Origin of the sequence: Halobacterium zhouii (genome assembly GCF_021249405.1) — an archaeon.
Taxonomy (GTDB): Archaea; Halobacteriota; Halobacteria; order Halobacteriales; family Halobacteriaceae; genus Halobacterium; species Halobacterium zhouii.
In genome coordinates, this window is sequence record NZ_CP089593.1 from 2,178,657 (window position 1) to 2,205,283 (window position 26,627).

General features: G+C 67.4%; 33 protein-coding genes and 2 tRNA genes. 16 read left to right on the top strand and 19 right to left on the bottom strand.

What is annotated here, in order from left to right; genetic code table 11:
• Positions 1-153 precede the first annotated feature (153 nt).
• Positions 154-666 carry a PadR family transcriptional regulator gene (locus tag LT970_RS11455; protein WP_232686608.1) on the bottom strand — a complete coding sequence of 171 codons (513 nt, stop codon included), beginning with the start codon at positions 664-666 and terminating at the stop codon, positions 154-156.
• A gap of 114 nt (positions 667-780) precedes the next feature.
• Here LT970_RS11455 and LT970_RS11460 point away from each other — a divergent pair, with 114 nt between their 5' ends.
• The 3 genes from LT970_RS11460 to LT970_RS11470 all read left to right on the top strand — a co-directional run bounded on the left by LT970_RS11460 (position 781) and on the right by LT970_RS11470 (position 3,674).
• Complete coding sequence (locus LT970_RS11460) at positions 781-2,280, top strand: heme-binding protein (RefSeq protein WP_232686609.1); 1,500 nt, start codon at positions 781-783, stop codon at positions 2,278-2,280.
• Between the two features lie 258 nt (positions 2,281-2,538).
• Positions 2,539-3,075 (top strand): hypothetical protein, encoded by a 537-nt coding sequence (locus tag LT970_RS11465; RefSeq protein ID WP_232686610.1) that lies wholly within the window; start codon positions 2,539-2,541, stop codon positions 3,073-3,075.
• Positions 3,076-3,155: 80 nt separating this feature from the next.
• Positions 3,156-3,674 carry a hypothetical protein gene (locus LT970_RS11470; protein WP_232686611.1) on the top strand — a complete coding sequence of 173 codons (519 nt, stop codon included), beginning with the start codon at positions 3,156-3,158 and terminating at the stop codon, positions 3,672-3,674.
• A 189-nt stretch (positions 3,675-3,863) separates the two neighbouring features.
• On the opposite strand, the gene LT970_RS11475 is transcribed toward LT970_RS11470, so the two are convergent.
• Positions 3,864-4,973, bottom strand: coding sequence for an aldo/keto reductase (locus LT970_RS11475; RefSeq protein ID WP_232686612.1), 1,110 nt, complete (start codon positions 4,971-4,973; stop codon positions 3,864-3,866).
• A gap of 349 nt (positions 4,974-5,322) precedes the next feature.
• Between LT970_RS11475 and LT970_RS11480 the strand changes: the two genes are divergently transcribed.
• The 5 genes from LT970_RS11480 to LT970_RS11500 all read left to right on the top strand — a co-directional run bounded on the left by LT970_RS11480 (position 5,323) and on the right by LT970_RS11500 (position 8,173).
• A complete protein-coding gene (locus tag LT970_RS11480; protein ID WP_232686613.1) occupies positions 5,323-5,739 on the top strand; it encodes a hypothetical protein in 417 nt (138 codons plus the stop codon).
• 63 nt (positions 5,740-5,802) lie between these two features.
• Positions 5,803-6,717, top strand: coding sequence for an acyltransferase (locus LT970_RS11485; protein ID WP_232686614.1), 915 nt, complete (start codon positions 5,803-5,805; stop codon positions 6,715-6,717).
• A gap of 146 nt (positions 6,718-6,863) precedes the next feature.
• On the top strand, positions 6,864-7,124 hold the full coding sequence (locus LT970_RS11490; RefSeq protein WP_232686615.1) for a DUF7577 domain-containing protein: 261 nt from the start codon (positions 6,864-6,866) through the stop codon (positions 7,122-7,124).
• Positions 7,121-7,849: an Nmad3 family putative nucleotide modification protein gene (locus LT970_RS11495; protein WP_232686616.1), complete on the top strand. Its 729-nt coding sequence runs from the start codon at positions 7,121-7,123 to the stop codon at positions 7,847-7,849. Before LT970_RS11490 ends, LT970_RS11495 begins: the two co-directional genes overlap by 4 nt.
• A gap of 60 nt (positions 7,850-7,909) precedes the next feature.
• The gene (locus tag LT970_RS11500; RefSeq protein ID WP_232686617.1) at positions 7,910-8,173 is read left to right on the top strand and encodes a glutathione S-transferase N-terminal domain-containing protein; all 264 of its coding nucleotides are present in this window, start codon (positions 7,910-7,912) and stop codon (positions 8,171-8,173) included.
• Between the two features lie 70 nt (positions 8,174-8,243).
• Here LT970_RS11500 and LT970_RS11505 read toward each other — a convergent pair whose 3' ends face one another.
• Together LT970_RS11505 and LT970_RS11510 are read right to left on the bottom strand one after the other, a co-directional pair.
• A complete protein-coding gene (locus LT970_RS11505) occupies positions 8,244-8,648 on the bottom strand; it encodes a DUF7988 family protein (protein ID WP_232686618.1) in 405 nt (134 codons plus the stop codon).
• 156 nt (positions 8,649-8,804) lie between these two features.
• Positions 8,805-8,875, bottom strand: a tRNA-Gly gene (locus LT970_RS11510).
• A 244-nt stretch (positions 8,876-9,119) separates the two neighbouring features.
• On the opposite strand from LT970_RS11510, the gene LT970_RS11515 reads away from it, so the two are divergent.
• On the top strand, positions 9,120-9,926 hold the full coding sequence (locus tag LT970_RS11515) for an NAD+ synthase (protein ID WP_232686619.1): 807 nt from the start codon (positions 9,120-9,122) through the stop codon (positions 9,924-9,926).
• A 40-nt stretch (positions 9,927-9,966) separates the two neighbouring features.
• Here the strand turns inward: LT970_RS11515 and LT970_RS11520 are convergent, their stop codons facing one another.
• Complete coding sequence (locus LT970_RS11520; protein ID WP_232686620.1) at positions 9,967-10,683, bottom strand: enoyl-CoA hydratase/isomerase family protein; 717 nt, start codon at positions 10,681-10,683, stop codon at positions 9,967-9,969.
• 59 nt (positions 10,684-10,742) lie between these two features.
• On the opposite strand from LT970_RS11520, the gene LT970_RS11525 reads away from it, so the two are divergent.
• Positions 10,743-11,396 (top strand): DUF7114 family protein, encoded by a 654-nt coding sequence (locus tag LT970_RS11525; protein ID WP_232686621.1) that lies wholly within the window; start codon positions 10,743-10,745, stop codon positions 11,394-11,396.
• Positions 11,397-11,461: 65 nt separating this feature from the next.
• Here the strand turns inward: LT970_RS11525 and LT970_RS11530 are convergent, their stop codons facing one another.
• A complete protein-coding gene (locus LT970_RS11530) occupies positions 11,462-12,604 on the bottom strand; it encodes a GNAT family N-acetyltransferase (RefSeq protein WP_232686622.1) in 1,143 nt (380 codons plus the stop codon).
• Positions 12,605-12,780: 176 nt separating this feature from the next.
• Between LT970_RS11530 and LT970_RS11535 the strand changes: the two genes are divergently transcribed.
• The 4 genes from LT970_RS11535 to LT970_RS11550 all read left to right on the top strand — a co-directional run bounded on the left by LT970_RS11535 (position 12,781) and on the right by LT970_RS11550 (position 14,735).
• A tRNA-Thr gene (locus LT970_RS11535) sits at positions 12,781-12,852 on the top strand.
• Between the two features lie 438 nt (positions 12,853-13,290).
• Positions 13,291-14,058, top strand: a complete 768-nt coding sequence (locus LT970_RS11540) for a DUF6517 family protein (RefSeq protein WP_232686623.1) — start codon at positions 13,291-13,293, stop codon at positions 14,056-14,058.
• 25 nt (positions 14,059-14,083) lie between these two features.
• Positions 14,084-14,260: a hypothetical protein gene (locus LT970_RS11545; protein WP_232686624.1), complete on the top strand. Its 177-nt coding sequence runs from the start codon at positions 14,084-14,086 to the stop codon at positions 14,258-14,260.
• A complete protein-coding gene (locus tag LT970_RS11550) occupies positions 14,253-14,735 on the top strand; it encodes a DUF7384 family protein (RefSeq protein WP_232686625.1) in 483 nt (160 codons plus the stop codon). The genes LT970_RS11545 and LT970_RS11550 overlap by 8 nt, the downstream gene beginning before the upstream one ends.
• A gap of 17 nt (positions 14,736-14,752) precedes the next feature.
• Here the strand turns inward: LT970_RS11550 and rdgB are convergent, their stop codons facing one another.
• The 10 genes from rdgB to LT970_RS11600 form a co-directional block, all read right to left on the bottom strand.
• Positions 14,753-15,301 (bottom strand): RdgB/HAM1 family non-canonical purine NTP pyrophosphatase, encoded by a 549-nt coding sequence (gene rdgB, locus LT970_RS11555; protein WP_232686626.1) that lies wholly within the window; start codon positions 15,299-15,301, stop codon positions 14,753-14,755.
• Between the two features lie 81 nt (positions 15,302-15,382).
• On the bottom strand, positions 15,383-15,652 hold the full coding sequence (locus tag LT970_RS11560) for a DUF5808 domain-containing protein (protein WP_232686627.1): 270 nt from the start codon (positions 15,650-15,652) through the stop codon (positions 15,383-15,385).
• A gap of 48 nt (positions 15,653-15,700) precedes the next feature.
• A complete protein-coding gene (locus tag LT970_RS11565) occupies positions 15,701-17,290 on the bottom strand; it encodes a bifunctional N(6)-L-threonylcarbamoyladenine synthase/serine/threonine protein kinase (protein WP_232686628.1) in 1,590 nt (529 codons plus the stop codon).
• A gap of 8 nt (positions 17,291-17,298) precedes the next feature.
• Positions 17,299-17,430, bottom strand: coding sequence for a 30S ribosomal protein S27ae (locus LT970_RS11570; RefSeq protein ID WP_232686629.1), 132 nt, complete (start codon positions 17,428-17,430; stop codon positions 17,299-17,301).
• Positions 17,430-17,741, bottom strand: a complete 312-nt coding sequence (locus LT970_RS11575) for a 30S ribosomal protein S24e (protein ID WP_232686630.1) — start codon at positions 17,739-17,741, stop codon at positions 17,430-17,432. The genes LT970_RS11570 and LT970_RS11575 overlap by 1 nt, the downstream gene beginning before the upstream one ends.
• A 102-nt stretch (positions 17,742-17,843) precedes the next feature.
• The gene (locus LT970_RS11580; RefSeq protein WP_232686631.1) at positions 17,844-18,380 is read right to left on the bottom strand and encodes a GTP-dependent dephospho-CoA kinase family protein; all 537 of its coding nucleotides are present in this window, start codon (positions 18,378-18,380) and stop codon (positions 17,844-17,846) included.
• The gene (spt4, locus tag LT970_RS11585; protein WP_232686632.1) at positions 18,380-18,577 is read right to left on the bottom strand and encodes a transcription elongation factor subunit Spt4; all 198 of its coding nucleotides are present in this window, start codon (positions 18,575-18,577) and stop codon (positions 18,380-18,382) included. The genes LT970_RS11580 and spt4 overlap by 1 nt, the downstream gene beginning before the upstream one ends.
• Positions 18,578-19,141: a DNA-directed RNA polymerase gene (locus LT970_RS11590; RefSeq protein ID WP_232686633.1), complete on the bottom strand. Its 564-nt coding sequence runs from the start codon at positions 19,139-19,141 to the stop codon at positions 18,578-18,580.
• Positions 19,142-19,507 (bottom strand): type II toxin-antitoxin system VapC family toxin, encoded by a 366-nt coding sequence (locus tag LT970_RS11595; protein ID WP_232686634.1) that lies wholly within the window; start codon positions 19,505-19,507, stop codon positions 19,142-19,144.
• An 11-nt stretch (positions 19,508-19,518) separates the two neighbouring features.
• Complete coding sequence (locus LT970_RS11600; RefSeq protein ID WP_232686635.1) at positions 19,519-20,757, bottom strand: translation initiation factor IF-2 subunit gamma; 1,239 nt, start codon at positions 20,755-20,757, stop codon at positions 19,519-19,521.
• Between the two features lie 224 nt (positions 20,758-20,981).
• Between LT970_RS11600 and LT970_RS11605 the strand changes: the two genes are divergently transcribed.
• On the top strand, positions 20,982-21,986 hold the full coding sequence (locus LT970_RS11605; protein WP_232686636.1) for a lysylphosphatidylglycerol synthase transmembrane domain-containing protein: 1,005 nt from the start codon (positions 20,982-20,984) through the stop codon (positions 21,984-21,986).
• A gap of 39 nt (positions 21,987-22,025) precedes the next feature.
• Positions 22,026-23,093, top strand: a complete 1,068-nt coding sequence (locus LT970_RS11610; RefSeq protein WP_232686637.1) for a DUF5787 family protein — start codon at positions 22,026-22,028, stop codon at positions 23,091-23,093.
• A 60-nt stretch (positions 23,094-23,153) separates the two neighbouring features.
• On the opposite strand, the gene LT970_RS11615 is transcribed toward LT970_RS11610, so the two are convergent.
• The 3 genes from LT970_RS11615 to LT970_RS11625 form a co-directional block, all read right to left on the bottom strand.
• Entirely contained in the window at positions 23,154-23,972 is an 819-nt protein-coding gene (locus LT970_RS11615) for an MBL fold metallo-hydrolase (RefSeq protein WP_232686638.1), read from the bottom strand.
• Positions 23,973-24,031: 59 nt separating this feature from the next.
• Entirely contained in the window at positions 24,032-25,078 is a 1,047-nt protein-coding gene (locus tag LT970_RS11620) for an outer membrane protein assembly factor BamB family protein (RefSeq protein WP_232686639.1), read from the bottom strand.
• A 174-nt stretch (positions 25,079-25,252) separates the two neighbouring features.
• Positions 25,253-26,602: an ATP-binding protein gene (locus LT970_RS11625; protein ID WP_232686640.1), complete on the bottom strand. Its 1,350-nt coding sequence runs from the start codon at positions 26,600-26,602 to the stop codon at positions 25,253-25,255.
• Between the last annotated feature and the right edge of the window lie 25 nt (positions 26,603-26,627).

The window sequence follows — 26,627 nt, forward strand, 5'->3', positions numbered from 1 at the left end:
GCGACGTAAGCACCCGCAGGCCACGGAGTGGCCGAGGAGCACAGCGAGCGAGCGGCCGCGAGACCGTCGAAGGCTTTCAGTTTCAGTCATCCGTCGCGGAAACTGCACACCGAGCAGTACCGACTAAAACGCGGCCCGCGAACCAGTAGAAACCTACTCGATGTCCATCCGCTCTGCGAACTCCTCGGGCGTGTCGGGGATGCGCTCGAACTCCTCGTAGTAGTACTCGTGGTGGCGCACGACCTGCTCGACGATCCACGCCGAGAACGTCTCGTCGAATCGCCACCCCTCCTCGGGATTCTCCACCTCGAAGCGTTCGTCCGTTCCGAGCGCCGCGAAGACGTGGTAGAACCCGAGGATGACATCCGCGAAGTCGTGGCCCGTCTCACCCACCTCCGCGCGCTTCTCTGTGAGTTCCTCGCGGCCGTCGTCGGTGAGTTCGAAGTACTTCCGGTCGGGTTCGTCCTCGACCTCGATCCGCTCGGCCCAGCCGTTGTCCTCGAACTTGTACAGGATGGGGTAGACAGAGCCGTAGGACGGCTCCCAGTGGCCGCCGCTGATGGATTTGATCTCCTTGAGGATCTCGTAGCCGTACCGGGGCTTCTCCTCCAGAAGTTCGAGCACGAGGTAGGAGACGAGTCCCTTCGGTGGGCCGCTCTTTCGCATCTGCGCGAACGTTTCCGGGAGCGGCGGGAAAGCGTTTCGGTCGGGGCGAGCGGGCGGTTCCCGTCCAATACCCATTCAGGAAAACCCTTCTACGCGGACGCCAAACCCTCGCGCATGGTAGACGCCCCGCAGACCGAGGAGGGCTGGTTCGCGCTCCACGACTTCCGCACCGTCGACTGGGACGCGTGGCGGGACGCCCCGGAGCGCGACCGCGACGCCGCACTCGAGGAGGTCGAATCGTATCTCACACATCGCGAGGCGCTCGCGCAGGCCGACGAAGGGGACTCTGCCGTCTTCTCCATCACAGGCCACAAGGCCGACCTGTTGTTCGTGCACTTCCGCGAGACGCTCGACGAAGTCGACCGCATCGAGCGGCAGTTCGAGCAGACCGCGTTCGCGGGCTACACCGACCAGTCCCACTCCTACGTCTCCGTCACCGAAATTTCGGGATACACCTCTCCGGAGTACTTCGACGACCCGGAGAGCGTGGACGCCGGCCTCCGGAACTACATGGAGGGGAAACTCACGCCCGACATCCCCGAGGACACGTACGTCTCGTTCTACCCGATGAGCAAGCGCCGCCAACCAGAACAGAACTGGTACGACCTCGACTTCGAGGAGCGCGCAGACCTGATGGCTGGCCACGGCGAGGTCGGCAAGCAGTACGCCGGCAAGATCAAGCAGGTCATCGCTTCGAGTGTGGGTCTCGACGACTGGGAATGGGGCGTCACGCTGTTCGCGGACGACCTCACGGACATCAAGGACATCGTCTACGAGATGCGCTTCGACGAGGCGTCCTCGAAGTACGGCGAGTTCGGCGAGTTCTTCGTCGGCCGGCGCTTCCCGCCCGCCGACCTCCCGGCGTACATGGCCGGCGAGGAAGTGCCGACACCCGAGGACGAAGGCGGTCACCACGGTGAGGGCGGTCACCACCACGGCGATTCCGGGGGACACCACGGCGAGAGCGACGGCCACCACGGTGGCGACAGTGGTCACCACGACCACGGAAGCGGCGGCGACGAGAGCGAGGACGGCGACATCCGCGGCGATCTCGAAGACCTCGACATCTACGCCGGCCAGCCCCACGGCGAGGACGTCTACGCCACCGTGCTCTACTCCGAGGCCGACTCTGACGAACTGTTCGAGGAAGTCGACGGCCTCCGCGGGAACTTCGACCACTACGACACGCACGTCAAGACTGCGGTCTATCGGGGCCGCAAGACGGACCGCGCCGCTGTCGTCTCCATCTGGGACACCCAGAGCGCCGCCGACACCGCCGCCGGCTTCCTCGCCGAACTCCCCGAGGTCGTCTCCCGCGCCGGCGAGGAGTCCGGGTTCGGCACGATGGGGATGTTCTACGAGACCAAACCCGAACACACCGAGGACTTCGTCGAGAAGTTCGACACCGTCGCCGACGTGCTCGCGGACATGGACGGCCACCACGAGACCGACCTCATGGTGAACGTCGAAGACGAGAACGATATGTTCATCGCCAGCCAGTGGGCCTCCAAGGACGACGCGATGGCGTTCTTCCGCTCGGACGCCTTCAGCGATACTGTGGACTGGGGCCGCGACGTGCTCGCGGACCGGCCGCGCCACGTCTTCCTCCGGTAGGACCTTTTTACTTCGGCGGGTTTCCTCGCTCGCTACGGGAACCCGCCTCGCAAAAAGCTACGCTAAAAACGTCCCGCGCTCACTGTGTTCGCGCGGTGAAACGCCTCGCTCGGGTTCTTCGAACCGCTCGCTCGGCGTATGCTTCGAGTCGGAGTCTAATTACCGACTTGCAAGTGGTGTGTGAGTTCGATAACCGAGACTGAAACCCCGATTTCACCGCCCGGAAACTTTCCCACGGGGGCTACAGAAGACAGCAGTATGAAACGGCGCGAGTTCGTTGCGGCGGCGGGTGCGTCGACGGCGCTCGCGGGGTGTGCGTCATTACCGGCCCTGTCCGGGAGTCAAGACTGCGAGCGGACGGAAATCGTGGACACGGCCGAGTTGGGTCGCTTCGGCGGGTTCTCGATGACGGCGTCACCGGAGACTGTCGCCAAGGGAGAAGAGATCACCATCCGCATGGAGAACGCCACGGAAAGCGACCAGATAACTGGAAATCGGCATAAGTTCACAATTCACGAACAAGCGGACTCTGGCTGGCAATCTGTCTACGCCACCACAGAACACATGGGGTGGCCCGACATCGCCTTCGAGCATGAACCGAGAGAAGGCTTCACGTGGACTGTGACGGCGTCCAAGCCCGGGTTCTCGTCGGCGCCAAACAATCTCAATGCCTGCGCAACGGTCACTCCCGGCACCTACCGGTTCGTCTACTGGGGCGTCTCCAGCAATGATGAGAATACGTCGAACGAAGAGGCTGCCGACGGGGTCGGTGTCGAGTTCACCGTTGCAGAGTAGGTTATCACGAACAGGTTGCTCCGTCCGACAGTTCAGGTCACCCAAACATATTTTGTGGCTTGTTCCCACTTGAGCCGTAGATGCCCTCCACCGCACTCCACCTCGCAGTTCTCGCGTGTGTCCTGCTCGCGGGATGTAGTGGATTCGTGCCGTCCGCTACAGAGACGACACCACCGCCGAGTTCCACCGGAACGACACCGACGACGACGGAACTCTCGGAGAACGAGTGCCCGGCAGCGACCGACTACGAGCAAAAGTCGCTTCCGGAGAAACCCACAAACTTCTCGAAGGAAACCGCCGCCAAGTTCGCCGCGGCGTACGAAAAAGCGTTCGTATGGAACGAGCACGAGGAGCAGGCGGAGACGGAATTTCAGGTGAACACACGCGTCAGAGCCGTGAACGAGACTGACACCGGATACGTCGTTCAACTCGACGGAAGCGCCACGTACAGCGCGTGTTCCAACGGCGCGCACTCGGTTGCTGACGTGTGGCTCCACACCAACTACTTCGTCAACGAGACGACCGTTATCAGACTCGCCTACCCAGAGAACCGAACGACCAACCCCCGTACGAACGGCGGCAACGTCGTCGAGCACTAGAACAGTTAGTCCGCGAACGCTGGAACGACTAGTCCGCCGACCCGATGAGGCCAGCGTCCCGCAGGTCGCTCACGGAAATTTTTCGTCGTCGGGTGCGCTCCGCGCACCACTCCTCGAAAAAGTCCCGTAAAGAAAGGGCGCGCGCCAGAGGCGCGCTGAAACCCTCACTTCGTTCGGGTATGCTGCTCGTCAGTCCGCCGACCCGATCAGCCCAGCGTCCCGCAGGTCGTCGCCGTCCACGCTCGTCCGGTAGTCCTCCTTCTCCATGCCGTCGAATCGGTCGATACCGAAGTTCGTCTCGTAGAGGTCGGCGACGCGGGCCTGTTCCTCGTCGCTGAGCGCCGGAGTTTCGGGCGCGGCGGCCCACTCGTCGATATCGTCCTTCGAGCGGAACGTCGGCGTGACCGTGGCGACCTCGTCGAAGGAGAGGAGCCACTGGAGGGACGCCTGGCCCATCGTGCGCTCACCGTCTCGCTCTCGCGGCTTGTCGCCGCTCGAGCCTTCCGCGGAACTCCGTTCCGCGCGCTCCAGGAAGCGCAGTTCCTCGATCTTCTCCCAGCCGGTCTCGTACCACTCGTCCGGGCGGAAGCCGCGGTGGTCGCCCTCGCCGAGTTCCGTCTCGGGCGTGACCTGTTCGTTCAGGAGACCCGAGGAGTGGGGCACGCGCGGGATGAGCGAGGTGCTGGCGTCCTCCTCGCGGATCTTCTCGACGAAGTGCTGGTGGACGTCCTGCTCGAGGATGTTCCCGACGTACTGGACCGCGTCGAACTCCTCCTCGATGGCGAACTCGCCCTCCGCGAGCCACCCGATGGAGGGGCCGAGCGCCACGCCGATGGCGTCCGCGCGTCCGTCCTCCCGGAGTTCGTCCAGCAGTTCCAGGACGTCCGGCGTGAACTCCGCGACGTCCGGGTTGTGGAGCTGGAGGTAGTCCACGCTGTCCACGCCCAGACGGTCGAGGCTTCCTTCGACGGCGTCCCGGAGGTACTCGGCGTCCATCTCCTTCGGGAGTTCGCCGTGGCCGGCCTGCGGGTTGTTGTAGAAGTCGTAGCCCACCTTGGTGGCGACGGTCATCTCGTCGCCGCGCTCCGCGAGCACCTCGCCGAGCAGTTCCTCGCTGCGGCCGTGGCCGTAGACGTCGCCCGTGTCGAAGTACGTGATGCCCTGGTCGAGCGCGTACTCCACCATATCGAGCGCGTCGTCCTCGTCGCGGTCGCCCCACCAGTCGGTGCCGACGACCCACGCGCCGAACCCGACCTCGCTCACCTCGACACCGGAGTCTCCGAGTTCGCGGTGCTGCATGCGCGAGGGTTGGGGCGTGCGTCACTTAGCGCGTGCGGTTCTAGTAGACGTATCGAATGTCGTAGGTTCTCTCCAGGACATCTCCCGGGGCTTGCCAGAAAGCATCGACCGGCACGAGGGAATCCCGTTTTGTGACCACTCAGAAAGCCCCAGATGGCTACACTCCCGCGACTCGCTGCGCGCTTCGCTCGTCCCACTCGCTCCAGTGCTTACGTCGTCGGGGTTCGCGTAGCCATCTGACCCTTTCAGACCCACCCTACCGGCTGGTCAACCGACAGGGAGTGGGAACGAAAGGGGCGTTCACGGGCGGCGAAGCCGCCCGTTAGCTCGGGAGACCTTCGGTCTCCCGGTGGACGTCTCGACGAAGGCGGGCGACGTAAGCACGGAAGCGACTGAACGAAGTGAGGGAGCGACGCGCGCAGCGAGCCTCCCGAGTCGAGACGTCCGGGGTTTTCTGGGTGTTCTCAAAATCAACTGGTATAGCATCGTGAAACTCTCCTACGTGCCGAGTACCGGCAATCTTGAAGTTGTGGCGTGCGAGCACGTGAGCATGAACGCCGCCCTCCAGAGACGACTGAACTACGCCGTCGCGCTGCTCGCTGGACTGTTCGCCGCGGTGCTCGCACTCGGGTACGCCTTCTTCGGCATGGAGTACTTCCTGAGGTTCCTGTTCGTCCTCGTCGTCGGCGGCGGGCTCGTCGTCTTCCTCGGCTTCCTCACCGCCGACCTGCGCCGCGACCACGGCGAGTACACCGACGACGCCTGACCGATTGCGGGGGTTCCCGTCGGTACGGAAACCCCTTTGGGCGCGGGCCGACGAGGTTCAGGTATGACCAAGCGACACGTCTCCCTCCCTGAGTCCGCGGAGGCCACGCTCCGAGGGTTCGTCGACGAGGTGGACGACAGGCTCACGACAGCCGGGGACGACCCTGACGCGCTCGCGGACGCCGTGACGGAGACGGTCGTGGACCTGCACGGCGACCGGGACGCCTACGAGTCGTGGCAGAACGGCGAGCACGTCTCGCCGGTCGAGGAGGCGCGCCTGCAGAACTTCGACCCGCGGAACGCCACCCTCGAGTCCGAGTACTACGCGGAGAAAGACGAGGAACAGTACGCGCGCTCGAAGCCCCTGCAGTGGCTGTGGCGACAGTTCGACAACACGCCGCTCGCGGACAACGTGGAGTTCGCGCTGGCGTTCCGGGAGATGCTCGCCGGCCACCTGTTCGCGGACGTCGGGGAGAACGTCCGCCTGTTCAAGGACATCTCGATGACGTACGGCCACAACATCGAAATCGGTGACAACACCGTCGTGCACGACGACGTGCACCTCGACGACCGCGGCTACCTCAGCATCGGGGACCGCGCGAGCGTCTCGGACGGCGCGCACGTCTACACGCACGACCACGACGTCGTCGACCAGACCGAGGTGACGAACTTCCGCACGGAGATCGGCGACGACGCTCGCGTCACGCAGGGCGCGCTGGTTCGTGCGGGCGTCCGCATCGGAGAGAACGCCATCGTCGGCGCTCGTTCCGTCGTGCAGAACGACGTGCCACCCCACCACGTCGCGGTCGGGATGCCCGCCAAGAGCGTCAAGATCAAGCCCGGCTGGGAGTCCGTCGCGGAGTCCGTGGAGGACGCCAACGAGAACCGGCAGGCCGAGCGCCGCATCGAGGACGAGTTCCCCGAGGAGTTCGAGGCCTACGACGAGTTCCAGCGCGACCTCTCCCCGCCCGACGCGTAGTGCCCGACGGTACGCTCGACCGCTTGTCGCCTGACACCCGGTCCGTGTTCTCGCCGCCCGACACCCAGCCCGAGTTCTCCCTGTGGTGCCCTGATTCTGACCCGGCGTGGGCAAGGCTGAATAGGATTCGCGTGCTAACACGAACCATGGAGTGGGGGCTGTTCGTGGTCGCCGTCGCGCTCGTCGCGCTCCTCCAGATTGCCGTCTGGCGGCGCCTCCAGAGCGACGACGTCGACACCGCGGACGCGACCGAGTCGGCGGTCCAAAGCGACAGACTACTGCCTCCCGAGACGCCGCCCCAGCGCGAACAGGACGACCCGGGCGTGACGACGTGCCCGAGCTGCGGCGCCGACAACGAGACCGGATACCGGTTCTGCCGGGAGTGCGCGGAGACCCTGTACCTGTGACGGACAACGACGCGGGGCCGCGAGCGGTCGCCGTCAACGTCGGCGCGAACACCAACCAGCCGGGGTTTCGCGGCCCGCTCCGGGCCGACGGGTCGTTCGTCTACGTACCAATACCCGAAACTGAACCCACCACTGAACCGGTGCCGACGTACGCCGACCTCGACCTGCCGCTCTCGGTGCCAGCGGACCGCCGCGACACGCCGGTCCACCTCGACCCGACGTTCGCGGAGTACGCGTGCTGTGACCGCTACACCTACGGCGACCCGTACGGCGTGAAGGCCCGGCCGCTGCTGGACCTCTCGGCGGGCGACCGAGTGTACTTCTACGCCACGCTCGACGCGCCCGCGGACCGCGCCGACTGGATGGCCGCCGACTGGGGCGCGTACGTCATCGGCGAGTTCGAACTCGCCCGTGACCCCGTCTCGGGCGACGCGTTCCGCGACCTGCCGACAGCCGAGCGCGAGCGGTACGCGGGGAACGCACACCTCGCACGAGAGTCGTTCGACGCCGCCGTCGTGCTCGCCGGGGCCGGAAGCTCACGGCTGTACGACCGCGCGGTTCCGCTGAGTAGCGCGAGCGGGACGGACGCCAATCGTGCCGTCACCGAGTGGTCGGCGGACTCCGGGAAGGGACCCTGGTGGCGGCGACCGCTCCGGTACGACGCCAGCGGGGCCGAGCGCCTCCGCGAGTGGGTCCACCGAGAGCGCTATCCAGCCGTCCGTTGACGTCGTTCGTCGCTCGGTGCGGCCGTCGCCGTTACGTGACTCGCCGGCGTACGCTCGACCATGCTGGAACTGTACCAGTCCGAGAGCTGTCCGCACTCCGAGAAGGCGAGAGCGAGGCTCTCCGAACTCGGCCTCTCGTACGTCGCGCACAACCCCCGGTTCCCGGGCGACGAAGGCGGCGACGTCACGAACGAACAGACCCACCACGAGCTCTCGGCGATCGGCGGCGAGGACCAGATTCCGTTCCTCGTGGACACTGACCGCGAGGAGAGCGTGTACGAGGCAGAAGACATCATCGCGTACCTCGACGAACACTACGCGTAGCCGTCCGACCGCCCGCTGTGCCGCCGCCGTACTGTGGCGCGCGTCGACACTGACGGACTGTGTACACGGACTACCGCACCGCCGCCCGCACCGTCGTCTCCGCGCGCTCGTAGCGCCCGTCCTCGGTCACGCGGAACGCGTCGACCCGAACCACGAGACGGCCGGCGTCGACGGTTGCACGGAGCACCACCCCGCGACTCGTCACCACCACGTACGGCGGCGCGGCCACCGGCGAGGCCGCCAACTCCGCGCCCGCCGCGTCCACCGCGCCTGCAAGCACGTCGGGTAGTCGGTCGAGAACACCCGCCTCGTCGAGGCAGCCCTCCAGCGGCGTCGCTATCGCCCCGGCGTCCTCGACGCTGTCGGCGCCCCACGACGCCGCGACCGCGTCCGCGCACGAATCCAAACGCGTGACGACGCCGGTGTGCTCCTCGCGGACGAACTCACGAGCGGCGACCAGGTCCAGGGAACTCACTGTCGGGAGGTGCGTGACGACGACGAAAAGCGTTCTGAACGCGGCAGGCAGACGAACGAAATGAGACCGGGAGATGCGCTGGCCGGGACTCACGTGAGTGTAGCGAACGTGAGGTCGGCCAGCGCACGAGCTGTCGAACGGAGTGAGACTGCGAAATGCGCTGGCCGGGAATTGAACCCGGGCTATGAGCTTGGGAAGCTCATGTCCTACCACTAGACCACCAGCGCGCATCGCTTCGCTCGCGCGCTGAGGCTCGCAAACCCGTTGGGTTTGTTCACCACCAGCGCTCGCCACACTTGCGCTGTGCATCGGCGAACGTAGTTCGCCTCACCACCAGCGCGGGCGCAGAGGTGCTTCGTCTGCGATTTATCCGGGGCGACACTTGAACGTAGCGCTTCCCCGAACTGAACGCTCGTCCACGAATCCGGGGGGAGCGCGTGGCTTTTAGTCGCGCCCGGGCGAACGTCCGGCATGACCGGCCCCGACACCGTCGAGCCACTCGACCTTCGGTTCTCCGAGGACGAACTCGCCGAGCGCCGCGACCGCATCCAGACGTTCCTCCGTGACACCGTCGAGAGCGCGGGCGCGGAGCGCTGCGTGCTCGGCCTCTCCGGCGGCATCGACTCCACGACCGTCGCACACCTCGCAGTCGACGAACTCGGGGCTGACGCGCTCCACGGCCTCGTGATGCCGGGGTCGGCGTCCAGGGGCGAGAACATGAGCGACGCCGAGCGCGTCGCCGAGGACCTCGGCATCGAGTACGACGTCGTCGAAATCGACCCGTTCGTCGACCTGCTCACCGAGGCGTACCCGGCCGCCGAAGGCGACCGACTCGCCGTCGGGAACGCGAGAGCGCGCACCCGCGCGGTGCTGAACTACCTCGTGGCGAACCACGAGGACGGTCTCGTGCTCGGCACCGGCAACCGCACGGAGGCGCTCGCCGGCTACTTCACGAAGTACGGCGACCAGGCCGTCGACTGCAACCCCATCGGGAACCTCTACAAGATGCAGGTCCGACAGCTCGCCCGCGACCTCGGCGTCCCCGAGGACCTCGTGGCGAAGACGCCGACTGCGGGCCTCTGGCAGGGCCAGACCGACGAGGACGAGATGGGCGTCGGCTACGACACCATCGACGCGGTGCTCGCCATCCACGTCGACGGCGGCGTTCCCGCGGCCGCGACCGCCACACACCTCGGCGTCGAGGAATCCGTCGTGCAGCGGGTTCGGGAGCTCTACGAGCGCAGCGAGCACAAGCGCGCGATGCCGCCAGCGCCCTGAGCGGTCGAATTTACGGAATACACCCGGACTGTCTAGCTGACTAGAACGGGTCGTTCGAGAGCAGTCTGCCGAACGCCTCGGCCTCCGCGCGGTCGGACGCCTCGCGGTCCGCCTGCTCGCTGCCCTTCACGCCGGAGTCGTCGCCCCCCGCGAGCAACTGCTTCAGTTCGTGGAGCGCCGCCGCGTCGTTGCCAGCAACCTCGTCTGCGACCTCGCGGGGAGCGGGGACGACGCGGGACACGAGCCCCATCCCGCGGGCGGCCTCGGCGTCGACCGTCCGCCCGGACAGCGAGAGGTCTGCAGCGTGCGTGTCACCGACCGCCCGGGATAGCCGACGCGTCCCGCCCCACGCGCCGAACAACCCGAGCGCCACGCCCGTCTCCGCGAACGTCGCATCCGGCGTGCACGCCCGGAGGTCGCAGGCCAGCGCGAGTTCCACCCCGCCACCGCGGGCCGCGCCGTCGACGCCCGCAACCACGACGCTGTCCGCGTCCTCGATGGCGTTCATCGTCCGCTGGCCGCGTCGCGCGAACGCCGCCGCCGTCTCGCTGTCGCCGCCAGCGAGACCGCGAACCGCGTCGAGGTCCGCGCCGGCGCAAAACGCGTCGCCAACGCCGTGCACGTACACGACCGGCTGGTCGGCGTCTGTAACCGCGTCCCGGAGGTCGTCGAGTCCCGCCGGCGTGAGCGCGTTCCGGCGCTCCGGGCGGTCGAGCGCGATTACGCGGACGTCGTTCTCGTCCTCGATTCGGAGCATACCGGAGTGTGCTCGCGGTTTCCAAAGGTCTTTGCCGTTCCCGCCGAAACCTCCGCTCGATGGAGGAGGCCGAGCAGGCGCGGACCGCCGCCCGGGACGCCGTCGGCGACATCGAACCCGACGGACTCCGGGCAGTCATCGACGACCACGTCGCGTCGTCCTCGATGCTCCCGGGGGCACTCGTGATTCTCACCGCCCGCGTCGCCGCCAATAGCGCCACCTCGAGAGCCGTCTCCGAGCGCGCCGCCGGCGTCCAGTTGATCTACGAGGGACTACGCGTCACGCGGGGCCTCGTCGAGGACGAGCCGTGGGCGGACACCGACGCCGCTGACCCCGACGACGACCTCGACGTGCTCGCCGCGGACGTACTCGTCGCCCGGGGCTTCCGCACGCTCGCGCGCACGGAGGCCGCCAGCCAGGCGGTCCAGACCGTTCGCGAATTCGGGCGCGAGCAGACCGCCGATCCGGCTGACGTCAGCGGCCTCGAGTCGAACGTCTTCGAACTCGCCGCCATCGCCGGCAGCACCGCCGACGGTGGGGAGACGCCGACCGCGCTCCGGCAGTACGTCGTCGGCCTCGTTGCCGCGAGCGACGCGCCGCCGCTCCCGGACGCCAGCGAGGGGCTCCCTCGGGACGCGGAGGACGTGCTCTCCCGCGTCGCCGGCCCCACGGCCGACGACCCCGTCAGTCCGACGTCAGTCGGCGACTACTGACGCGGAACGAACACCCACGACAGTCGTTTTCGATACTCACTCCGGCGAGTGTCGACTCCCAACCGTCAGCCCAGCAGCCGGATGCACAGCGACGTCATCCAGTCGTGCTCGCCGGTGAGACGTGCGGTAGCGCCGGGGTCGTCGGCCACCGCGCCGAGCGGGCAGACGAGCCGATAGATGGGGTCGACGAACCGTGAAATCGGGAAGGTGTCGGCGCGCTCGAAGCCGTGCGCGGCGAACACCGAGGGCGGAATCGTCCCGCCCGCCGCGCAGAGGTGGTCGATCCACGAGTAGTCGGCCGTGATCCGCGAGAGCAACGCGGAGAAGGCGTCGGCCGACTCGGAACCACCATCGAGCGGAAGCACCTCGACGAGGTTAGCGGTCGACGGTGTGCCAGGGTCGTGGTCGGTGCTGACCACGACCGCGGCCACCGGCTTCGCGTCGCGCTCCGCGACGTAGGTCACGAACTCCCGTCCGGGTTCCGCGAAACGCCAGCCGTAGAACGTGGCGCCGCGCTCCACGTGCGCCGTCGCGGGCTGTGTCGCCTCGTACAGTTCCGAGAGCAGGTTGACGGGAACCGCCTCGTGGCGGGTGACGGTGACGGTCGAATCGCCGGCGGCGAAGCGGTCCCGGAGGCGGTTCCGCATCCGGTAGGCAGGGGTCGCCGCTGTCGCGCCGACCCGGACCGGAAGCGACTGGTCTGTCCCGACGAACGCCTCGATATCGTTGATTCGCTCGTACTTCACGAACTCGCCGAGACCGTGGTCGGTCCAGCGTTCGGTGTCCATCTTCAGAACGCCCCGGCGCGCCGCCTCCGTGGCGTACGTGATCGTCGCCGCGGCGTCGTCCCAGCAGGTGGTCTTCAGCCAGCGGGAGAGGTCGGCCATCAGGCCGTTGCGGCGGTGGTCGGGGTGGACGACCAGGTCGACGAGTTGGTGAACGGTGGCCGTTCGGTCGCCCAGTCGCAGCGGGAGCGGGACGTACGGGCGGACGGCGGCGATCTCCCCGTCGCGTTCGGCGACCACGACGGGGACGTCGTCGGCGTACGGGTTCTGTTCGTACTTCCACGCGAACCACGAGTCCGAACAGTCGCTGAACGCCAACCGGTAGAGGTCGAGGAACGCCGCCCGGTCCCGGTTCTCGTACCACCGAATCCGGTACGCTCCCGTTTCCGTCCCCCTCGACTGTATCGCCTTCTGCGCCGCCATACCTTCGACTGCGCCCGACACCGGGTTAAGAATGAACGGCCTACGGGCAGTAGATACCTGCTACACGGTTCTGGATACCTTGTGGGAAGGTCCGCGTCTTCATCCGGCAGGCATCGTCGGCCGGGCCACCGAATCGAAACGAATAAAGACGAACCCCCGCCTTGCTATGAATGCGTGCCTGGGTAGCTTAGCGGTAAAGCGCGTCCTTGGTAAGGACGAGACCCCGGATTCAAATTCCGGCCTAGGCTCTTTCTCGAACGGCATCGAACGCGGAGTTTCATCTCCGCGTTCCCGAGTGAAAGAACCGCCGACCGAGATTTGAATCCCTGCGAGTCGCAGTCCGCACAGGCGAACGCAGTGAGCCGAGCAGAACCGTCCCGCTCCGGATTCAAATTCCGGCCTAGGCTTTTTCCGAGTGGCCATCTGCGGAGCGACAGCAATGTCGAACGCAGAGGTCCGCCTCTATGCTGCTCGCTCGCGAACGAAAGTACGGAAAGGGAGTGGGGAGTGCAGAACGCGCGGCGGGAGTGGGGAGGAGTACACTCCGCGCGTCCAGTCGGCAGAACTCGCGGTTCGACCATAAAGATTTGTCAGACAGAGCGCCGACGCAGTCCGCCAGCCCGGTTCACGTTGGACAGTTACCACGTAGCGGAAGACACAAACCACGAGAATGTACAGTACTGTCCATGAGACGTCGCACATTTCTCGGAACAGCGGGCATCGCCGGACTCGGCGCGCTCGCCGGATGTTCGACCGCTGCCGGCAGCGTCGCGCCGCCGAGCATCCCCGAACAGGCGCTGTCGGACGGTGGCTGGAAGCAGACCGACCGCACGGAGCAGACGGTGTTCGAGAAGTCCTACGGCCCGATGACGGTCACCGGGAAGTCGACGACGCTCACGTACACGGACGCGGAACTCGCGAAGTCCGTCGAGGAGAAGACCCTCGGCCGCATCCAGGGCGACCTCGCCATCTTCGCGGCGTCCCACATCAACTTCTCGCCGGACCTCAACAACCTCCCGGCGGCCATCGGCCGCAAGGAAGTTCTCAATCGGACGGAAACGGCAGCGCGCGACCAGTTCGAGGCGCGGATGCGAGACGCCGGCCTGGTCGAGGTCACGAAGACGGGCGAGCAGGACTTCGAGACGGACTCCGGCGCGACAGCGAGTCTCACCACGTACGAGTCGTCGTTCCCCGTCGAGGAGATGACCTACGACGCTGGCGGGAAGACGCTCACACTCGACGTCGACGCCATCTCGGTCGCGGGCGACCTCGCGGTGTGGAACGAGGGCGATTACGTCGTCGTCGCGGGCGGCGCGTACCCCGCGGAGAACGTCGCGAAGACGACGACGAAGCAGCTTTCGGAAGCCATCTCGGTGACGGTGAACATCGACCTCGGGCTGACGCCCGAGGCGTACCGCGAGGAGGTTCGGGGCCTCGTCGCCACAACAGAGTAGGCGCGCGAACCCGAACGTGTCCCCGATGACGACCTGGAGAAACCTATTCGAGCGCGCGAGCGAGTGCGGCGCGAGCGTCGAGGACGTCCGCGCCGCGCTCGACGACCGGCGCGAAGACCCCGAAAACGGCGGGACCAGAAGCAGCAGGACAGGAAGCGACGGGACCGGAAGCGATGAAACCGGAGGCGAGAGCGATGGGTGACCGCGAGGCAGACGTGCATCCGGCGCGCGTCGCTGCCGACGCCGACGTGCTCGCCGCGGACGTCTTCGTGGACGGGGACGCGCGGCGCGCGCTCGACTGCGTGCGCTCGCACTCGTGGGTGGAGCTCGTTGTGAGCGAACCGCTGCTCGACGACGCCGAGTCGGTGGTCGAAGCACTCGGCGACGCCGGCCTCGCCGCCGACTGGCGCGAGCGCGTCGAGTCGCTCGCGACGCTCGTCGAACACCCGGAGGGCGACCATCCGGCGCTCGCCGCGGCGTACCACGGCGACGCAGCGCACGTCCTCACGTACGACGAGGCGCTCGGCTCGGCCAGAACTGGGATGAAGCTGAAAGAGCGCGTCGACGTCAGCGTGAAACCACCTGACGGGTTCGCGACGCTGTTCGATCCCGAACGGCTCTACCCCGAGGTGGTGGGCGGGGAGTACCCCGGCCCGGACCGCGACCCCCGCGAGTAGCTGTTCTCGGTCGGCGTTCAGCGCTCGGCCAGCCAGTCAGCGAGTTTCGCGAGCGCCCGGCCGCGGTGGCTGAGCGCGTTCTTCGCTTCGGTGTTCATCTCCGCGAACGTCTCGCCGTCGTGCTCGAAGATGGGGTCGTAGCCGAACCCGCCGTCGCCCCGCGGCGCGACGATGCGGCCCTGGACCGCGCCGTCGAACGTCTCCGTTGTCTCGCCGTCGGTGAACGCGACCGTACAGCGGAACGCTGCGCGGCGGTTGTCGAGCGTCTCCGCGACCCGCCAGACGCGCTCGACGCCGAGCGTGTCCTCGACGTACGAGGAGTACGGCCCGGGGAACCCGCCGACGGCGTTCACGAACAGACCGGCGTCGTCGACGATGACCGGGACGTCGTCGTCGCGGGCGTCGAAGGCCTCGCGCGCGCCGTGGGCCGCGATGTCCGCGAGGCTGTCGCTCTGTATCTCCGTGTAGTCGTAGTCGAGTTGCTCGACGTCGTAGCGGCCCTCGAGGTACTCCTCTGCCTCCCGCACCTTCCCGGAGTTGGTGGTGACGAAGCGAAGCGGTTGCACGTCCAGATGCTCGCGCTCCCGCGAGTTGGGTGCGTCGATTGCGGCGCGGCCGAGAGCCGGCGGAACGGGTCGAGGCGTCGTTCAGTCGTCGACGACGACCTCGACGGACTCGTCGTCGTGTTGTTCGCGCGACTCGCTCTCACTCTCCTGCCAGAGGAGCGCCGCGGCGACCGCGAGCACTATCCACGACCGCGCGTTCGCCAGGTTCAGCGTGTAACCGATGCCGAAGGGTTTCTCGACGAGCATCCCCTCGCCGGGCTGCCAGTACGAGGAGAGCACCCGGCTGAGTTTCGGGCGGTCGAAGTTGTACGGAATTCCGAACAGTTCGCCGCTGGTGGGTCTGTCAGGCATGTGGTAACCGTTCGTCGTAATGCGTCAAATCAGTTTGGGCGGGCACCGTCAGTTCGCGCCTGCCTGGTATCGACCACGGCCCTCGATGGTGCGCAACTGGTCGAGGACTGCGTCGTCGCCGGCGGCGCGGTAGGCGTCCTCGAACGCGAGCGCGAGCGATTCGGGGTCGTCGGCGGTGCCGACGAGACTCTGCTCGAAGACGTGACAGTCCATCGCGTGGTCCTCGACGTCGTCCGTGTAGTAGCCGAGGCCGAAGTCGATGAGGAACACACGGTCGTCCGCATCTGACTGGGTCACCCGTACGTTCCGAGTAGTGGGGTCACCGTGGACGAACCCGGCGTCGTGGATGGTCGCGAGGTGGCGTCCCACCGCCCTGACGCCCGCCTCGTCGACGGCGTCCCGGAGGTCACTGTCCCCGACGCGCTGGAACTCGATGGTCGCCTCGGGCAGGTCCACGTCGCGGACGAGCGGCGTCGGGACGCCGTGCCGGCGAGCCTCGCTCGTCAACCTGGCCTCCAGGACGGTGCGGTCGCGGCGCAGGCGCGCGTCGAGGTCCGAGTGGCGGTACTGCTTGGGAATCCGGGCTTTCGTCACGGTGCCGTCGTCGAAAGTGACGGTGGCCTCCGCGCCGCGGACCGTCTCACCGTCGCGGACGGGCGGCGGGTCGGGCGCGCGCCACGTCACGGGCACCTGGTCCGGGCGGAAGTCCGAGTCGACCGCCGAATCCTCGATTTCGAGGGTGTCTCCCGCGTCGGCCATCTTCGCGCCGAGCACCGCGATCATCCCAGCGTTGTCCCGCAGGAACCGGGGTTCTGGGGCGAAGAACTCCGCGCCGCGGGCCTCGCACATCTCCCTGAGCATCCCACGCAGGCGGGCGTTCTGCCCGACGCCTCCGCCGAGAACGAGTTCGTCGCGGCCCGTCAGCGAGAGCGCGCGCTCGGCGACCTCCGTCAGCATCGCGAAGATTGTCTCTTCGAGGCCCCGGCAGACGTCCTCGACCGGCGTTCCCGAATCGACTTCCTGCTTGGCGGCGCTCATGATGCCGGAAAACGAGAAGTCCATTCCCTTCACGACGTACGGCAGCGGCACGTACTCGCCGCGTTCGGCGTGCTCCTCGACCTTCGGGCCGCCGGGGTGGCTCCACCCGACGTGGCGCGTGAACTTGTCCAGGGCGTTCCCGACGCCGGTGTCCATCGTCTCCCCGAGCACGCGATAGCGGCCGTTCCGGTACGCCAGGACGTGGGCGTTTGCGCCGCTCGCGTTCAGGCAGACCGGCGCGTCGAATCCCGAGCGGTGGCGCCCGATTTCGAGGTGCGCAACCATGTGATTCACGCCGACCAGCGGCACGTTCAGGGCCTGGGCGAGCGCTCGCGCGGCCGTCCCGACGATTCGCAGGCAGGGGCCGAGACCCGGCCCCCGGGAGAACGCAACTGCATCGAGTTCGCCGTCAGCGTGCTCGAGTGCCCGCTCCACGACGGCGGGAATCGCCGAGCGCATGTGCTCGGCGGCCTCGCTCGGGTCGATGCCGCCGCTCTCTGGCTGGTAAGCGTCGGACTCGATAGAAACGGTGTCTGCCTCGGAATCGTACAGCGCCGCGCTCGCGCACCACGCCGTGCCCTCGATTCCGAGAACGCGCATCTACGGCCTTACTCCCACTCGGTGTAACCGCACTGGCCGCAGTGCTGGCGGTCACCGTGGTCCGCGAGGAACGTGTCGCCACAGCGCGGGCACGTCTCCTTGGCGACCTCGCCGTCCTCGTAGTAGTCGCTCCGGGGCATTATTCGGCCTCCTCCGCGTCGGCGTCCTCGTCGGCGCCGATCTTGTTGCGCTCGAGCATGTAGTCCTGCTCGACCTCAGTGGCCTCCTCCGGGGAGTCGTACACCTTCGCGCGCCCGACGGTCGTGCGCATCCCGAACTTCGTGCCGAGCTCGTGAACGACGACCTCCTCGGAGTCCTTGTCGAGTTTCGCCGCGAGACTGTCTCGAACCGACAGACGCGACGGCGTTGCTTCCTCGTGCGTGATCTCGAACTTGACCTCCGTCCGGTGGAGCAGGGGGTTGCCCTCCTGATCCAGAATTTCGATTTCCATGGTCAGTTGTTCGTATATGAACGCGAAATCAGTAAAAGGATTTCGAACGACCCGTCACGGCAGTTTCGAGCCAACTCACCACTCGCGAACCGACGAGCCCGGTCAGTTCTCCAGCAGCGACCAGAACTCCTCGGTGGTCTCCAGCAGTTCACAGAGCTCCCGTACTCGCTCCGTGCGCTCGCTGGTGACGTTCGCGAGCACCATCCCCTCCCCGGGTTGGCCGTAGACGACGCTCGCGCCGACGGGCGCAGCGAGCACGGCGGGCAACGTCGCGAGGTCCTCCTCGCCCGTCACCCGGATGAGCGTCGTGCCGTCGGCGCCGATTGCGTCGACGAGCGCCGACAGCAGTGCCGCGGAGACGGTCGCCGCATCGCTCTCGACGGCCACCTCGCGGTCCGCCTCGGGCATCCCACCGGCGACCGCCTCTGTGACCGCCTCGCGCTCGGTCTTCCCGTCTACGACCGCGACGTCCGGCGGCGCACCCGCGTTGACCAGGTGGTACGTGACGACGTCACCGACCGCAATGACCGGGCTCCCGGCGGCAGAAAGCAGTCGCTCCGCGTCCTCGTAGACGGGGCCGAGTGGCTCCCGGAACGCCGCGCGGGCGTCCTCGGGGAGCGTGGCGACCGCGCGAGGCACTATCTGACCTTCAGCGCGTACTCGCCCGGCTCCTCGACCTCCATCTTCTCGGCGATTTCGGAGGTCTCGGGGTGCGTGATGACGACGTAGCCGGCCCAGTCCTCCGTGAGCGTGTTCGACCCGCAGTGGGGGCAGACGTCCTCGTCGGGCTCGACGATGTGGTGGCAGTCCCGGCAGGCGAGTCGGTTCGACGCCATCTACTCGGCCTCCTGCTCTCGCTCGCGCTCCTCCCGGAGCCACCCGTGCTTGCCCAGCCCGGGCTGTTTCGCGGTGAGTCCGATCTTCGACTCACGGGGGTTGCGCTCGTCGATGCTCTTCGTGACGATGCGGGCGCGGACCGCGTCGTCGGTGCCGATGACGTTGTTCGACTCGCGGGACGCGAGTTGCTGGTTCTCCTCGTCGAACGCGAGGTACTCGTCGGAGATCTGGGAGACGTGCAGGAGTCCGTCGACCGGCCCGATGCCGACGAACGCGCCGAAGCTCACCACTTCGACGATCTCGCCGTCGACGACTTCCTGCATCTCGGGGTCGAACGTGACCGCGTCGAACTCGGCGTCGTAGTAGACGCCGGGGCGGTTCGGCAGTACAGCACCGTCCCCGATGTCGTGAACTTCGGTGATCGTGACGACGCTCCCGATGTCTTCGTCCATCCGGCCCTCGAGTTTGTCCTGCAAGAGGCGCTTGACGAGGTCCGTACCCACGTCTCCGAGGTGCTTTGGCGGAACCTCGATCGTGTCCTTCAGGCGTGCTCGCTTGTACATCTATGGTTGAGTGGTTGTGAGTTGATTCCGACCCCTTAAATGAATTACCGGAACGCCCGCGTCGAGCACCCGGTCTTTCAGTGGGCCGTCGTTCGTGACGACGGCGTCGACCTCGCCGGTCGTGGCGAGTTCGAGCAGCGCGTCGTCAGCGTACGATGCGTCCGTCTCGACGGTCTCGCAGCGCGCCGCCAGGTCCGCCCCCACGCTCGCCGCCGTCCCCTCCTCGCCGCCGTGAGTCGCGAGCTTCTCCAGCTCCGCGACGACGGCGGCGGGGACGAATGGGTCGTAGTCCGACAGCAGGTCCTCCAACTCCTCGAAGACCCGCACGCCGAACTCGACCGGCATCATCAGCGCGTTGGCGTCCATGGCGACCCGCATCACTCCGTGAGCGTGCCGACGCCGATGAGCCGCCATCGCGCGCCGACGCGGCGGTTGATGGCGATCTTCGCGCCCTCGCGAGCGCACACCGGCCGCTTCAGTTCGACCTCGCATTCCTCGTCACGGGCGCTCGTCACCGCGCCGACGGTGGTGGCGGTGCCGACCGTGAGCATCAGCGGTTCGCCGGTGTTGATGGGGTCGATCTCCTCGCCCTCCTCGGCGCCGACGAGGCGCTCGAGCAGGTCGACATCCATCGTGAACGAGTCCCACGCCGGCGGGAGTGAACCCGGCGGACCGGCGACCTGGCCGGCGAGCGCGTCGCCCTTCGTGGCGCTCGGGTCGAGACCCGTCCCGACGCCGAGCAAGCCGCCCGGCGAGACGGTGTCGACGGTCTCACCGCCGGCCTGCAGGCTCCGGACGTCGGTCGTGATGGGGCGCCACTCGGACTGCCCGCCCTCCTCGACCTCGCGGCCGGGACGGAGTTCGAGTTCGTCGCCGCCCTCGAGTTCGCCCTGCACGAGGCTGCCCCCGAGCACGCCGCCCGAAAGCCCCTCCCAGGTGGTCCCGGGGCGGTTGATGTCGAACGACCGCGCGACGTACAGTTCGGCGTCCGCGTCGGGGTTGCGTTCCGGGGTCGGAATCTCGCGCTCGAGTGCGTCGATGAGCAGGTCGAGGTTGAGTTCCTCCTCCGCGGAGACGGGGACGACCGGCGCGTCCTCCGCGACGGTGCCCTCCACGAACTCCTGTATCTGCTCGTGGTTCTCGCGGGCCTGCTCTGCGTCCACGAGGTCGACCTTGTTCTGGGCGATGACGACGTTCTCGATGCCGATGATGTCGAGCGCCATCAGGTGCTCCTCGGTCTGGGGCTGGGGCACCGATTCGTTGGCGCTGACGACCAGCACCGCGCCGTCCATGAGGGATGCCCCCGAGAGCATCGTCGCCATCAGCGTCTCGTGTCCGGGCGCGTCGACGAACGAGACGGTGCGGAGCACCTCCGTCTCGACGTCGTGCTCGGAGCACGTCTCTTCGACCGTGTAACACTCGGGCTCCTCGGCCTCTGGACAGCGACGCAGCGTCGCGTCCGCGTACCCGAGGCGAATAGAGATGCCGCGTTTCATCTCCTCGGAATGCTGGTCGGTCCACTCACCGCTGAGTGCGCGGACCAGGGTCGTCTTGCCGTGGTCCACGTGACCCACCAGTCCGATGTTCACCTCCGGTTGTCGGTTGTTGTCTGCCATGTTCACAGAGTAATCTTGCGTGAATTTCGCCCCGAGCGACTGATAAACCTACTGTTACAGGCTCGTCTCGAACACCGGTCGCTTCGACAGACTCGGCTCGAACGCTGGCCCGGTGGGTCCATCCTGCGTGCAGCCACCCGAGTCAGCCAGTCGGGACGGCCAGACCAGTGTTCGCCCATCAGGTACATCGTCGTCGGGATGGTACTGGGGCCGTGGACGGACCAGTGGACGTTCGGGCGGTCGTCGTCGGATTCGTCGCGGCGATCGCAGTGACAGCCGGACTCGTCTACGTCGTGGGCGTGAACGACGTCATCACTGCACTAGGGCGCGCGGACCCACAACGCATTCTGCTCGTCGCCGCCGCGGCGATCGTCTGGCTGACCTCGTGGGCGCTCTCGCTCCGGACGGTGCTCGGCGTGCTCGGCCAACACCTCAGCGTGCCGCGGGCCATCGCCGTCTACGCGTCGACGACGTTCGCGAACAACGTCACGCCGTTCGGCCAGGCCGGCGGCGAACCGTTCAGCGCGTACCTCATCTCGAACGAGACGGACATCGAGTACGACACCGGGTTCGCGGCCATCTCGAGCGTGGACGCCATCCACTTCGTGCCGTCGCTCACGCTCGGCGTTCTCGGAATCGGCTACGTCGGGGCGACCGCCGCGCTCACTCGGCGCCTCACCATGGTGGCCGGCGTCGTCGGCGTGCTCGCGGTCGGCCTCCCCATCGCGGCGTACTTCGGGTGGCGCAACCGGGAGCGCGTCGAAGCGGGGGTGGCGCGGGTCGTCACGCCCATCGTCCACGCGGTCGGTCGCGTCGTTCCGCAGTTCGACGCGCCGGACGCGAGCGGCATCGAGGAGCGTGTGGATCGGTTCTTCGTCGCCATCGACCGCGTCGCCGCCGACCGCCGGGGACTCGCGGTCGCGGTCGGCTACTCGGCGCTCGGGTGGCTCGCGCTCGTGGCCTCTCTCTGGTCGTCGCTGTTCGCGCTCGGCTACGTCGTCCCGCTGTCGGTCGTGCTGGTGGCGATTCCGGTCGGCGACCTCGCCGCGGCAGCCCCGCTCCCGGGCGGCCTCGGCGGCGTCGAGGCCCTCTACGTGCTCGTCCTCGCCACGCTCACGCCGGTGTCCGCCGGCGCCGTCGCCGCTGCGGTGCTCGTCCACCGCGGCGCGACCTACCTCTTCCCCATCGTGCTCGGCGGCGCCGTCGCCGCCGTCATCGCGACCGACTGAGCGCGCCGCTTTTCCCCCCGACGCGCCTACCACCGGGTGATGCGAGAGTTCGGGTTCGAACTCCGACTGTGCGCGCGCCTCGAAGCCGGCGGTGTGCCGGGACTCGCCAGCGACGACGGCGCCGGCGAACCGGGCAACGCCGACGCGGGCGTCGTCGCCCGGCAACTCGGCACGAGCGTACACGCCGCGGGCGGCCGCATCGTCGACACCGTCTGCGTGCTCCCCGGGCCGGAGTTCGAAACGCGCGTGGCGCTCGCGAGCGACGCTATCCCGCTGCCCGCCATCGAGGCCGAGGTCGGCGTCGGCCGGTTCCGGCGCGTCACGAGCGTCTTCGACGACCCGCCGGAGCGCGCCCGCCGACTCGCGGAGCGCGGCCGCGAAGCGGGCTTCCTCGAACTCGACAGACAGAACGGCCAGACGGTCGTCCGGCAGACCGGCCGCTACCCAGACTGGGTCGGCGGACTGGTCGGCGTGGAGAACAAACCCGACCTCGGGCGCCCCGGCGACCTGGAGTGGCAGACCCGCCACGACGCCAGCCTCGGGGTGCTGGATTACGCCGTCGTCGCCACGGAGTCCCACGTCACGCGCGCTCATCTGAACCGCCTTCCCGACGCAGTCGGCGTGTGGCGCGTGAACTTCGAGAACGAGGACGCTTCGACCAGCGGCGCCGACGACCCGGTCGACAGCCCCATCGAGGTGATTCGGAAACCCGAGCGACTCGACTCGGCTGGACCCGGCCTCGAGGTGCTCGACTCGAAACCGGGGCGGACCGACGTCCGACCGGTCACGGCGGACGCGAAGGCCCGCCAGCGTCTGCGTATCGCCGAGCGCGCGTTCGGGAAGGGATGGCGAACGTACGACCTGCCGGCGTGTACCGAGCACGAGTCCGCAGCGGAAGCCGACACCGAGACGCTTCCGTTCTGCGCGTACAAGGACCGCCTCGTCGACGCTGCCGCAGAGTGCGGACCCGAGTGTCCGGGCTACAACCCGGTGGACGACGAGAAGGCACCAGTCACCGACCTCGACGCGGAACGCGAGCGCAACACCGCGTGGCGCGCCGACGCCGGCGGCCGCCGTCGGCAGTCGGGACTCGGCCGGTTCACGTAGGTCGTCGACGGCGTCGATGTGCCGCGAACGTCGTAGCTGGTACGCCCCACCGTGCACCGGTCAGAGACGAAACGTCTCACCGTCTACCGCGATCTCGTCGGCGAACGCCTCCGCCCCGGGGTAGAAGTGCGCGGCGTGGACGACCCGCGTCTCACTCGCGTCGAGGTCCTCACCCAGCGCGAGCGCGCCCTCCCGGGTCATGTGTTTCGTGCCGAACGTTCGCGGGACGCCGTCCGAGCCCTCGTGTTTGCCGCCCAGCGGGTGATGCTCGCAGAGGCTCGCCGGGACGATGCCGTCCGCGAGCAGGAGGTCGGCGTCCCGCATCGCGTCTCGCGATTGCGTAGGAATATTGTATGTCGTATCGCCGGAGAGCGCGAGTGTTGCCCCGTCCCGCTCGACGACTACGCCGTAGCAGAGCAGCGGCGGGTGGTCGACGGGCACGAGCGTCACGTCGAACCCCGCCGCCTCGAATGTCTCGTGGGGTGCGACGCCACGCGCGTCCAGCGCGCCCAGGTAGTCGAACTTGCGGGCGACCGTCTCCGCGACACTCTCGCCGGTCTCCGGGTCGGTCTCGTTCGCGGCGTACACCGGCAGGTCGTCGAACAATCGATTCGCGTTCCCGAGGCCGTCGAGGTGGTCGAAGTGGACGTGCGTCACGACGCCCGCGTCCGGCAGCGGGACGTCCTCGCGGAGGAACTGTCGGCGGAAGTCCGGGCTGAAATCCAGCAGGAGTGAATCTCCCGTGGACTCGTCCTCGACGTGGACGGAGAATCGGGTGCGCTCGATGCCGCGCTCGCGGGCGGCCTCGCAGGTGGCACAATCGCAGTTCGGCGTCGGCGTCCCGGTGGTGTCGCCCGTGCCGAGCAGCGTGACCTGCATCAGGTAGCGCGACGGCCGGCGGCATCTAAAGCAGTGGGGTCTGCCGCGGCCCCAGTAGTTCACCGGGAGAGTTTGTACAACTTCTCGCCACCCCCACTGACCAGCAATCCGTCCTCGACGAGCACTGGCGGTGTGAACAACAACGCACCGAGTCGACCCGACTTCCACACCACCTCCCGCTTCTGGATGTCGAACGCCACAACTCGCTGATCGCTACAGAAGTACAGGATGCGGCCGTCCTTGCCAATCGTCGGTGTCGACGGGATGGGACCCCTCGATTCGTGTCGCCACTGTACCTCCCCCTCCTGGAGGTCTATCGCGTACAGCACACCGGACGCATCGCCAACGTAACCGACCCCGTCCATGACCCTTGGACGAGCGCGGACGTGGCCAACCTCAGGCACCTCCCAGCGGCGCTCCCCGGTCTGGCGGTCGACCGCCACGACGCCACTACTCCGATACCCGATCACCACGAGGTCGCCAGCCACCGTTAGTTTCGGCGTCACGTAGGTAGACTCGTATACGTGCCAATCGAGTGTCCCGGTGGCAACGTCGAGCGCGAACGTCCCACTTTTCGCCGTCCCGATGATAACTCGGTTCTCAGTGATGTGTGGCGCGGCGTAGCCGTGCGTTCGGTCGAACGTCCATTCTCGGTCGCCGCCAGACGTGAACGAGTAGACCGGACCGCCGCCGAGGACGATTCGCGTCGGTGTCGCCCCGGGTTCATGAGTTATCTTCCCAGCCGTCGATGTCCGCCACTGCTGCGTCCCCGCTCCGGCGTCGATAGCGTACAGCGTTCCATTGTACGTCCCGATGTACAGTGAATCGCCAACCACGGAGGGCCCACCGAGAAGGTCCGTGTCGGTATCGAAGTGCCAACGCTCGGTTCCATCGTCGACCGTGAGGGCACGAACAAAGCCGTCGTGCGACGCGACGTACACCAAATTCTCGACCACCATCGCACGGCCCGGAACTGGGAGTCCCATCTCGAACGTCCACTGCACGCGGGAGTCGCCCCAGCTGAGACACCCCGAGAGACCGGCGACTGAACCAACCGCTACGGCCCCGGTGGCGAGCGCCTCGCGTCGCGTTACCGGGTTGTTCACGGTACGGAATTCAGGCCAGCCAAGTTTACAGTTATCATTGTTCAGATGAAACGTTCGTGGCGGGGCAGCGTTACCAGTCCGGAGACAGGAGTCCGTCATCCACCGGCAACAAGAATCACTGACCGCCTCGAGAGCAGATGCAGAACGGGTGCCCGTGTCAGACTGGTCTATCCGTTACTCGTGCTCGTGTCCGCCGTCCGCGTGCCCTGCGTGGTCGTGGTCCGCGTGGCCGCTGGCGTCCGAGGATTCGCCGTCGCCGTTCAGCGCGTCCTCCAGGGTGTCGAGGTTGCGGAGGTGGTCGCGGTCCTCGAAGTCCTCGATGGCCGCCAGCAGGTCGTCCTGGGTGAGCGTGCGGCGGTCCTCCACGAGCGCGTCCAGGACGGCCTCCCGGAGCACCAGACGAAGGTCGCTGCCCGTGAGTCCCTCGGTTTCGGCGGCGAGTTCCTCGGGGGCGAAGTTCTCCACCTCGATGTCCCGCATCACGATGCGGAGGATGTCCGCGCGCATCAGTTCGTCCGGACGCGGGAAGGAGAGAATCTCGTCGAAGCGCCGCCACGCCGCCGCGTCGAGTTCGTCAGGGTGGTTGGTCGCGCCGATGAGCAGGACGTCGTCGTTCACCAGGCTCACCTCGTCGATGGATTTGAGGAGCGTGTTGACGGCGCGCTTGATGGCGTTGTGCTCGTCGCCCGTGCGCGTCGTCGCGACGAAGTCGAACTCGTCCATGAACAGGATACAGGGCGAGAGCCGTTTGGCCACCTCGAACACCTTCTCGACGTTCTTCGCGGTCTCGCCGAGGTACTGGCTCGTGATCATCGAGAGCTTGACCTCCACGAACGGCAGGTCGAGCTGGTGGGCGAGTCCACGGGCTGTCGAGGTCTTCCCGGTTCCCGGTGGGCCGACGAACAGCAGCTTCCCGATCTCGCTGAGGCCGATGGTGGCGAGGTAGTCGCGGTGCTCGATGGCCTTCGCGACCTTCGACATCTCCTCTTCTTGCTCCTCGGTGAGCACGATGTCGTCGAGGGTCACCTCGATGTCGGCGGGCGACCGAACCTCCACGAGGTCGAGCATCTCCTCGTCCTCCTCGTCGAAGTACTCCGCGAGCAGGCCGTCGATCCACTGCGGGTCGGCCTGCACCGAGCGATTCGCCTCTCGGGCGTCCTCGTAGTCCACGTCGAACTCGTCGTCGAGCACGAACGCCATCGCGGGGTTCTGGAACACCCGCTCGGCGTCCGCGTGCTCCACGTACCAGTCGACGGCCATGTCGTCGTCGACGAGTTTCAACTGCCCGGAGAACGAATCCCGGTCGGTGAACATCAGCCCCGAGACCGGTTCCCAGGGGTCGGTGAGGCCGGTCGCCTCGCTCGCCGACTCCTCGTTCACCGTCGGCGGCCGGGGGACGCCGTCGTCGCCCCAGAGCGCGCTTCGGTGGGCTGGCGGGAGATCGTTCTCGTCGAGTTCGGGGTGGCGGTCGTAGACGCGAGCGGTCAGGAGGAATTCCACCACGTCGAGCGCCTCGGTAGTCACTAGCCGCGAACTACCCACCGCTACC

Coding starts and splice junctions, on each gene's coding strand:
- LT970_RS11465 (WP_232686610.1), top strand. CDS start 2,539: ATGAAACGGCGCGAGTTCGTTGCGGCGGCGGGTGCGTCGACGGCGCTC.
- LT970_RS11575 (WP_232686630.1), bottom strand. CDS start 17,741: ATGGAAATCGAAATTCTGGATCAGGAGGGCAACCCCCTGCTCCACCGG.
- LT970_RS11530 (WP_232686622.1), bottom strand. CDS start 12,604: ATGGCGGCGCAGAAGGCGATACAGTCGAGGGGGACGGAAACGGGAGCG.
- LT970_RS11515 (WP_232686619.1), top strand. CDS start 9,120: ATGACCGGCCCCGACACCGTCGAGCCACTCGACCTTCGGTTCTCCGAG.
- LT970_RS11460 (WP_232686609.1), top strand. CDS start 781: ATGGTAGACGCCCCGCAGACCGAGGAGGGCTGGTTCGCGCTCCACGAC.
- LT970_RS11455 (WP_232686608.1), bottom strand. CDS start 666: ATGCGAAAGAGCGGCCCACCGAAGGGACTCGTCTCCTACCTCGTGCTC.
- LT970_RS11565 (WP_232686628.1), bottom strand. CDS start 17,290: ATGCGCGTTCTCGGAATCGAGGGCACGGCGTGGTGCGCGAGCGCGGCG.
- LT970_RS11470 (WP_232686611.1), top strand. CDS start 3,156: ATGCCCTCCACCGCACTCCACCTCGCAGTTCTCGCGTGTGTCCTGCTC.
- spt4 (WP_232686632.1), bottom strand. CDS start 18,577: ATGGCGTCGAACCGACTCGCCTGCCGGGACTGCCACCACATCGTCGAG.
- LT970_RS11525 (WP_232686621.1), top strand. CDS start 10,743: ATGGAGGAGGCCGAGCAGGCGCGGACCGCCGCCCGGGACGCCGTCGGC.
- LT970_RS11570 (WP_232686629.1), bottom strand. CDS start 17,430: ATGCCCCGGAGCGACTACTACGAGGACGGCGAGGTCGCCAAGGAGACG.
- LT970_RS11500 (WP_232686617.1), top strand. CDS start 7,910: ATGCTGGAACTGTACCAGTCCGAGAGCTGTCCGCACTCCGAGAAGGCG.
- LT970_RS11610 (WP_232686637.1), top strand. CDS start 22,026: ATGCGAGAGTTCGGGTTCGAACTCCGACTGTGCGCGCGCCTCGAAGCC.
- LT970_RS11520 (WP_232686620.1), bottom strand. CDS start 10,683: ATGCTCCGAATCGAGGACGAGAACGACGTCCGCGTAATCGCGCTCGAC.
- LT970_RS11485 (WP_232686614.1), top strand. CDS start 5,803: ATGACCAAGCGACACGTCTCCCTCCCTGAGTCCGCGGAGGCCACGCTC.
- LT970_RS11595 (WP_232686634.1), bottom strand. CDS start 19,507: ATGGACGCCAACGCGCTGATGATGCCGGTCGAGTTCGGCGTGCGGGTC.
- LT970_RS11600 (WP_232686635.1), bottom strand. CDS start 20,757: ATGGCAGACAACAACCGACAACCGGAGGTGAACATCGGACTGGTGGGT.
- LT970_RS11490 (WP_232686615.1), top strand. CDS start 6,864: ATGGAGTGGGGGCTGTTCGTGGTCGCCGTCGCGCTCGTCGCGCTCCTC.
- LT970_RS11590 (WP_232686633.1), bottom strand. CDS start 19,141: ATGTACAAGCGAGCACGCCTGAAGGACACGATCGAGGTTCCGCCAAAG.
- LT970_RS11540 (WP_232686623.1), top strand. CDS start 13,291: ATGAGACGTCGCACATTTCTCGGAACAGCGGGCATCGCCGGACTCGGC.
- LT970_RS11475 (WP_232686612.1), bottom strand. CDS start 4,973: ATGCAGCACCGCGAACTCGGAGACTCCGGTGTCGAGGTGAGCGAGGTC.
- LT970_RS11615 (WP_232686638.1), bottom strand. CDS start 23,972: ATGCAGGTCACGCTGCTCGGCACGGGCGACACCACCGGGACGCCGACG.
- LT970_RS11560 (WP_232686627.1), bottom strand. CDS start 15,652: ATGCCTGACAGACCCACCAGCGGCGAACTGTTCGGAATTCCGTACAAC.
- LT970_RS11545 (WP_232686624.1), top strand. CDS start 14,084: ATGACGACCTGGAGAAACCTATTCGAGCGCGCGAGCGAGTGCGGCGCG.
- LT970_RS11550 (WP_232686625.1), top strand. CDS start 14,253: ATGGGTGACCGCGAGGCAGACGTGCATCCGGCGCGCGTCGCTGCCGAC.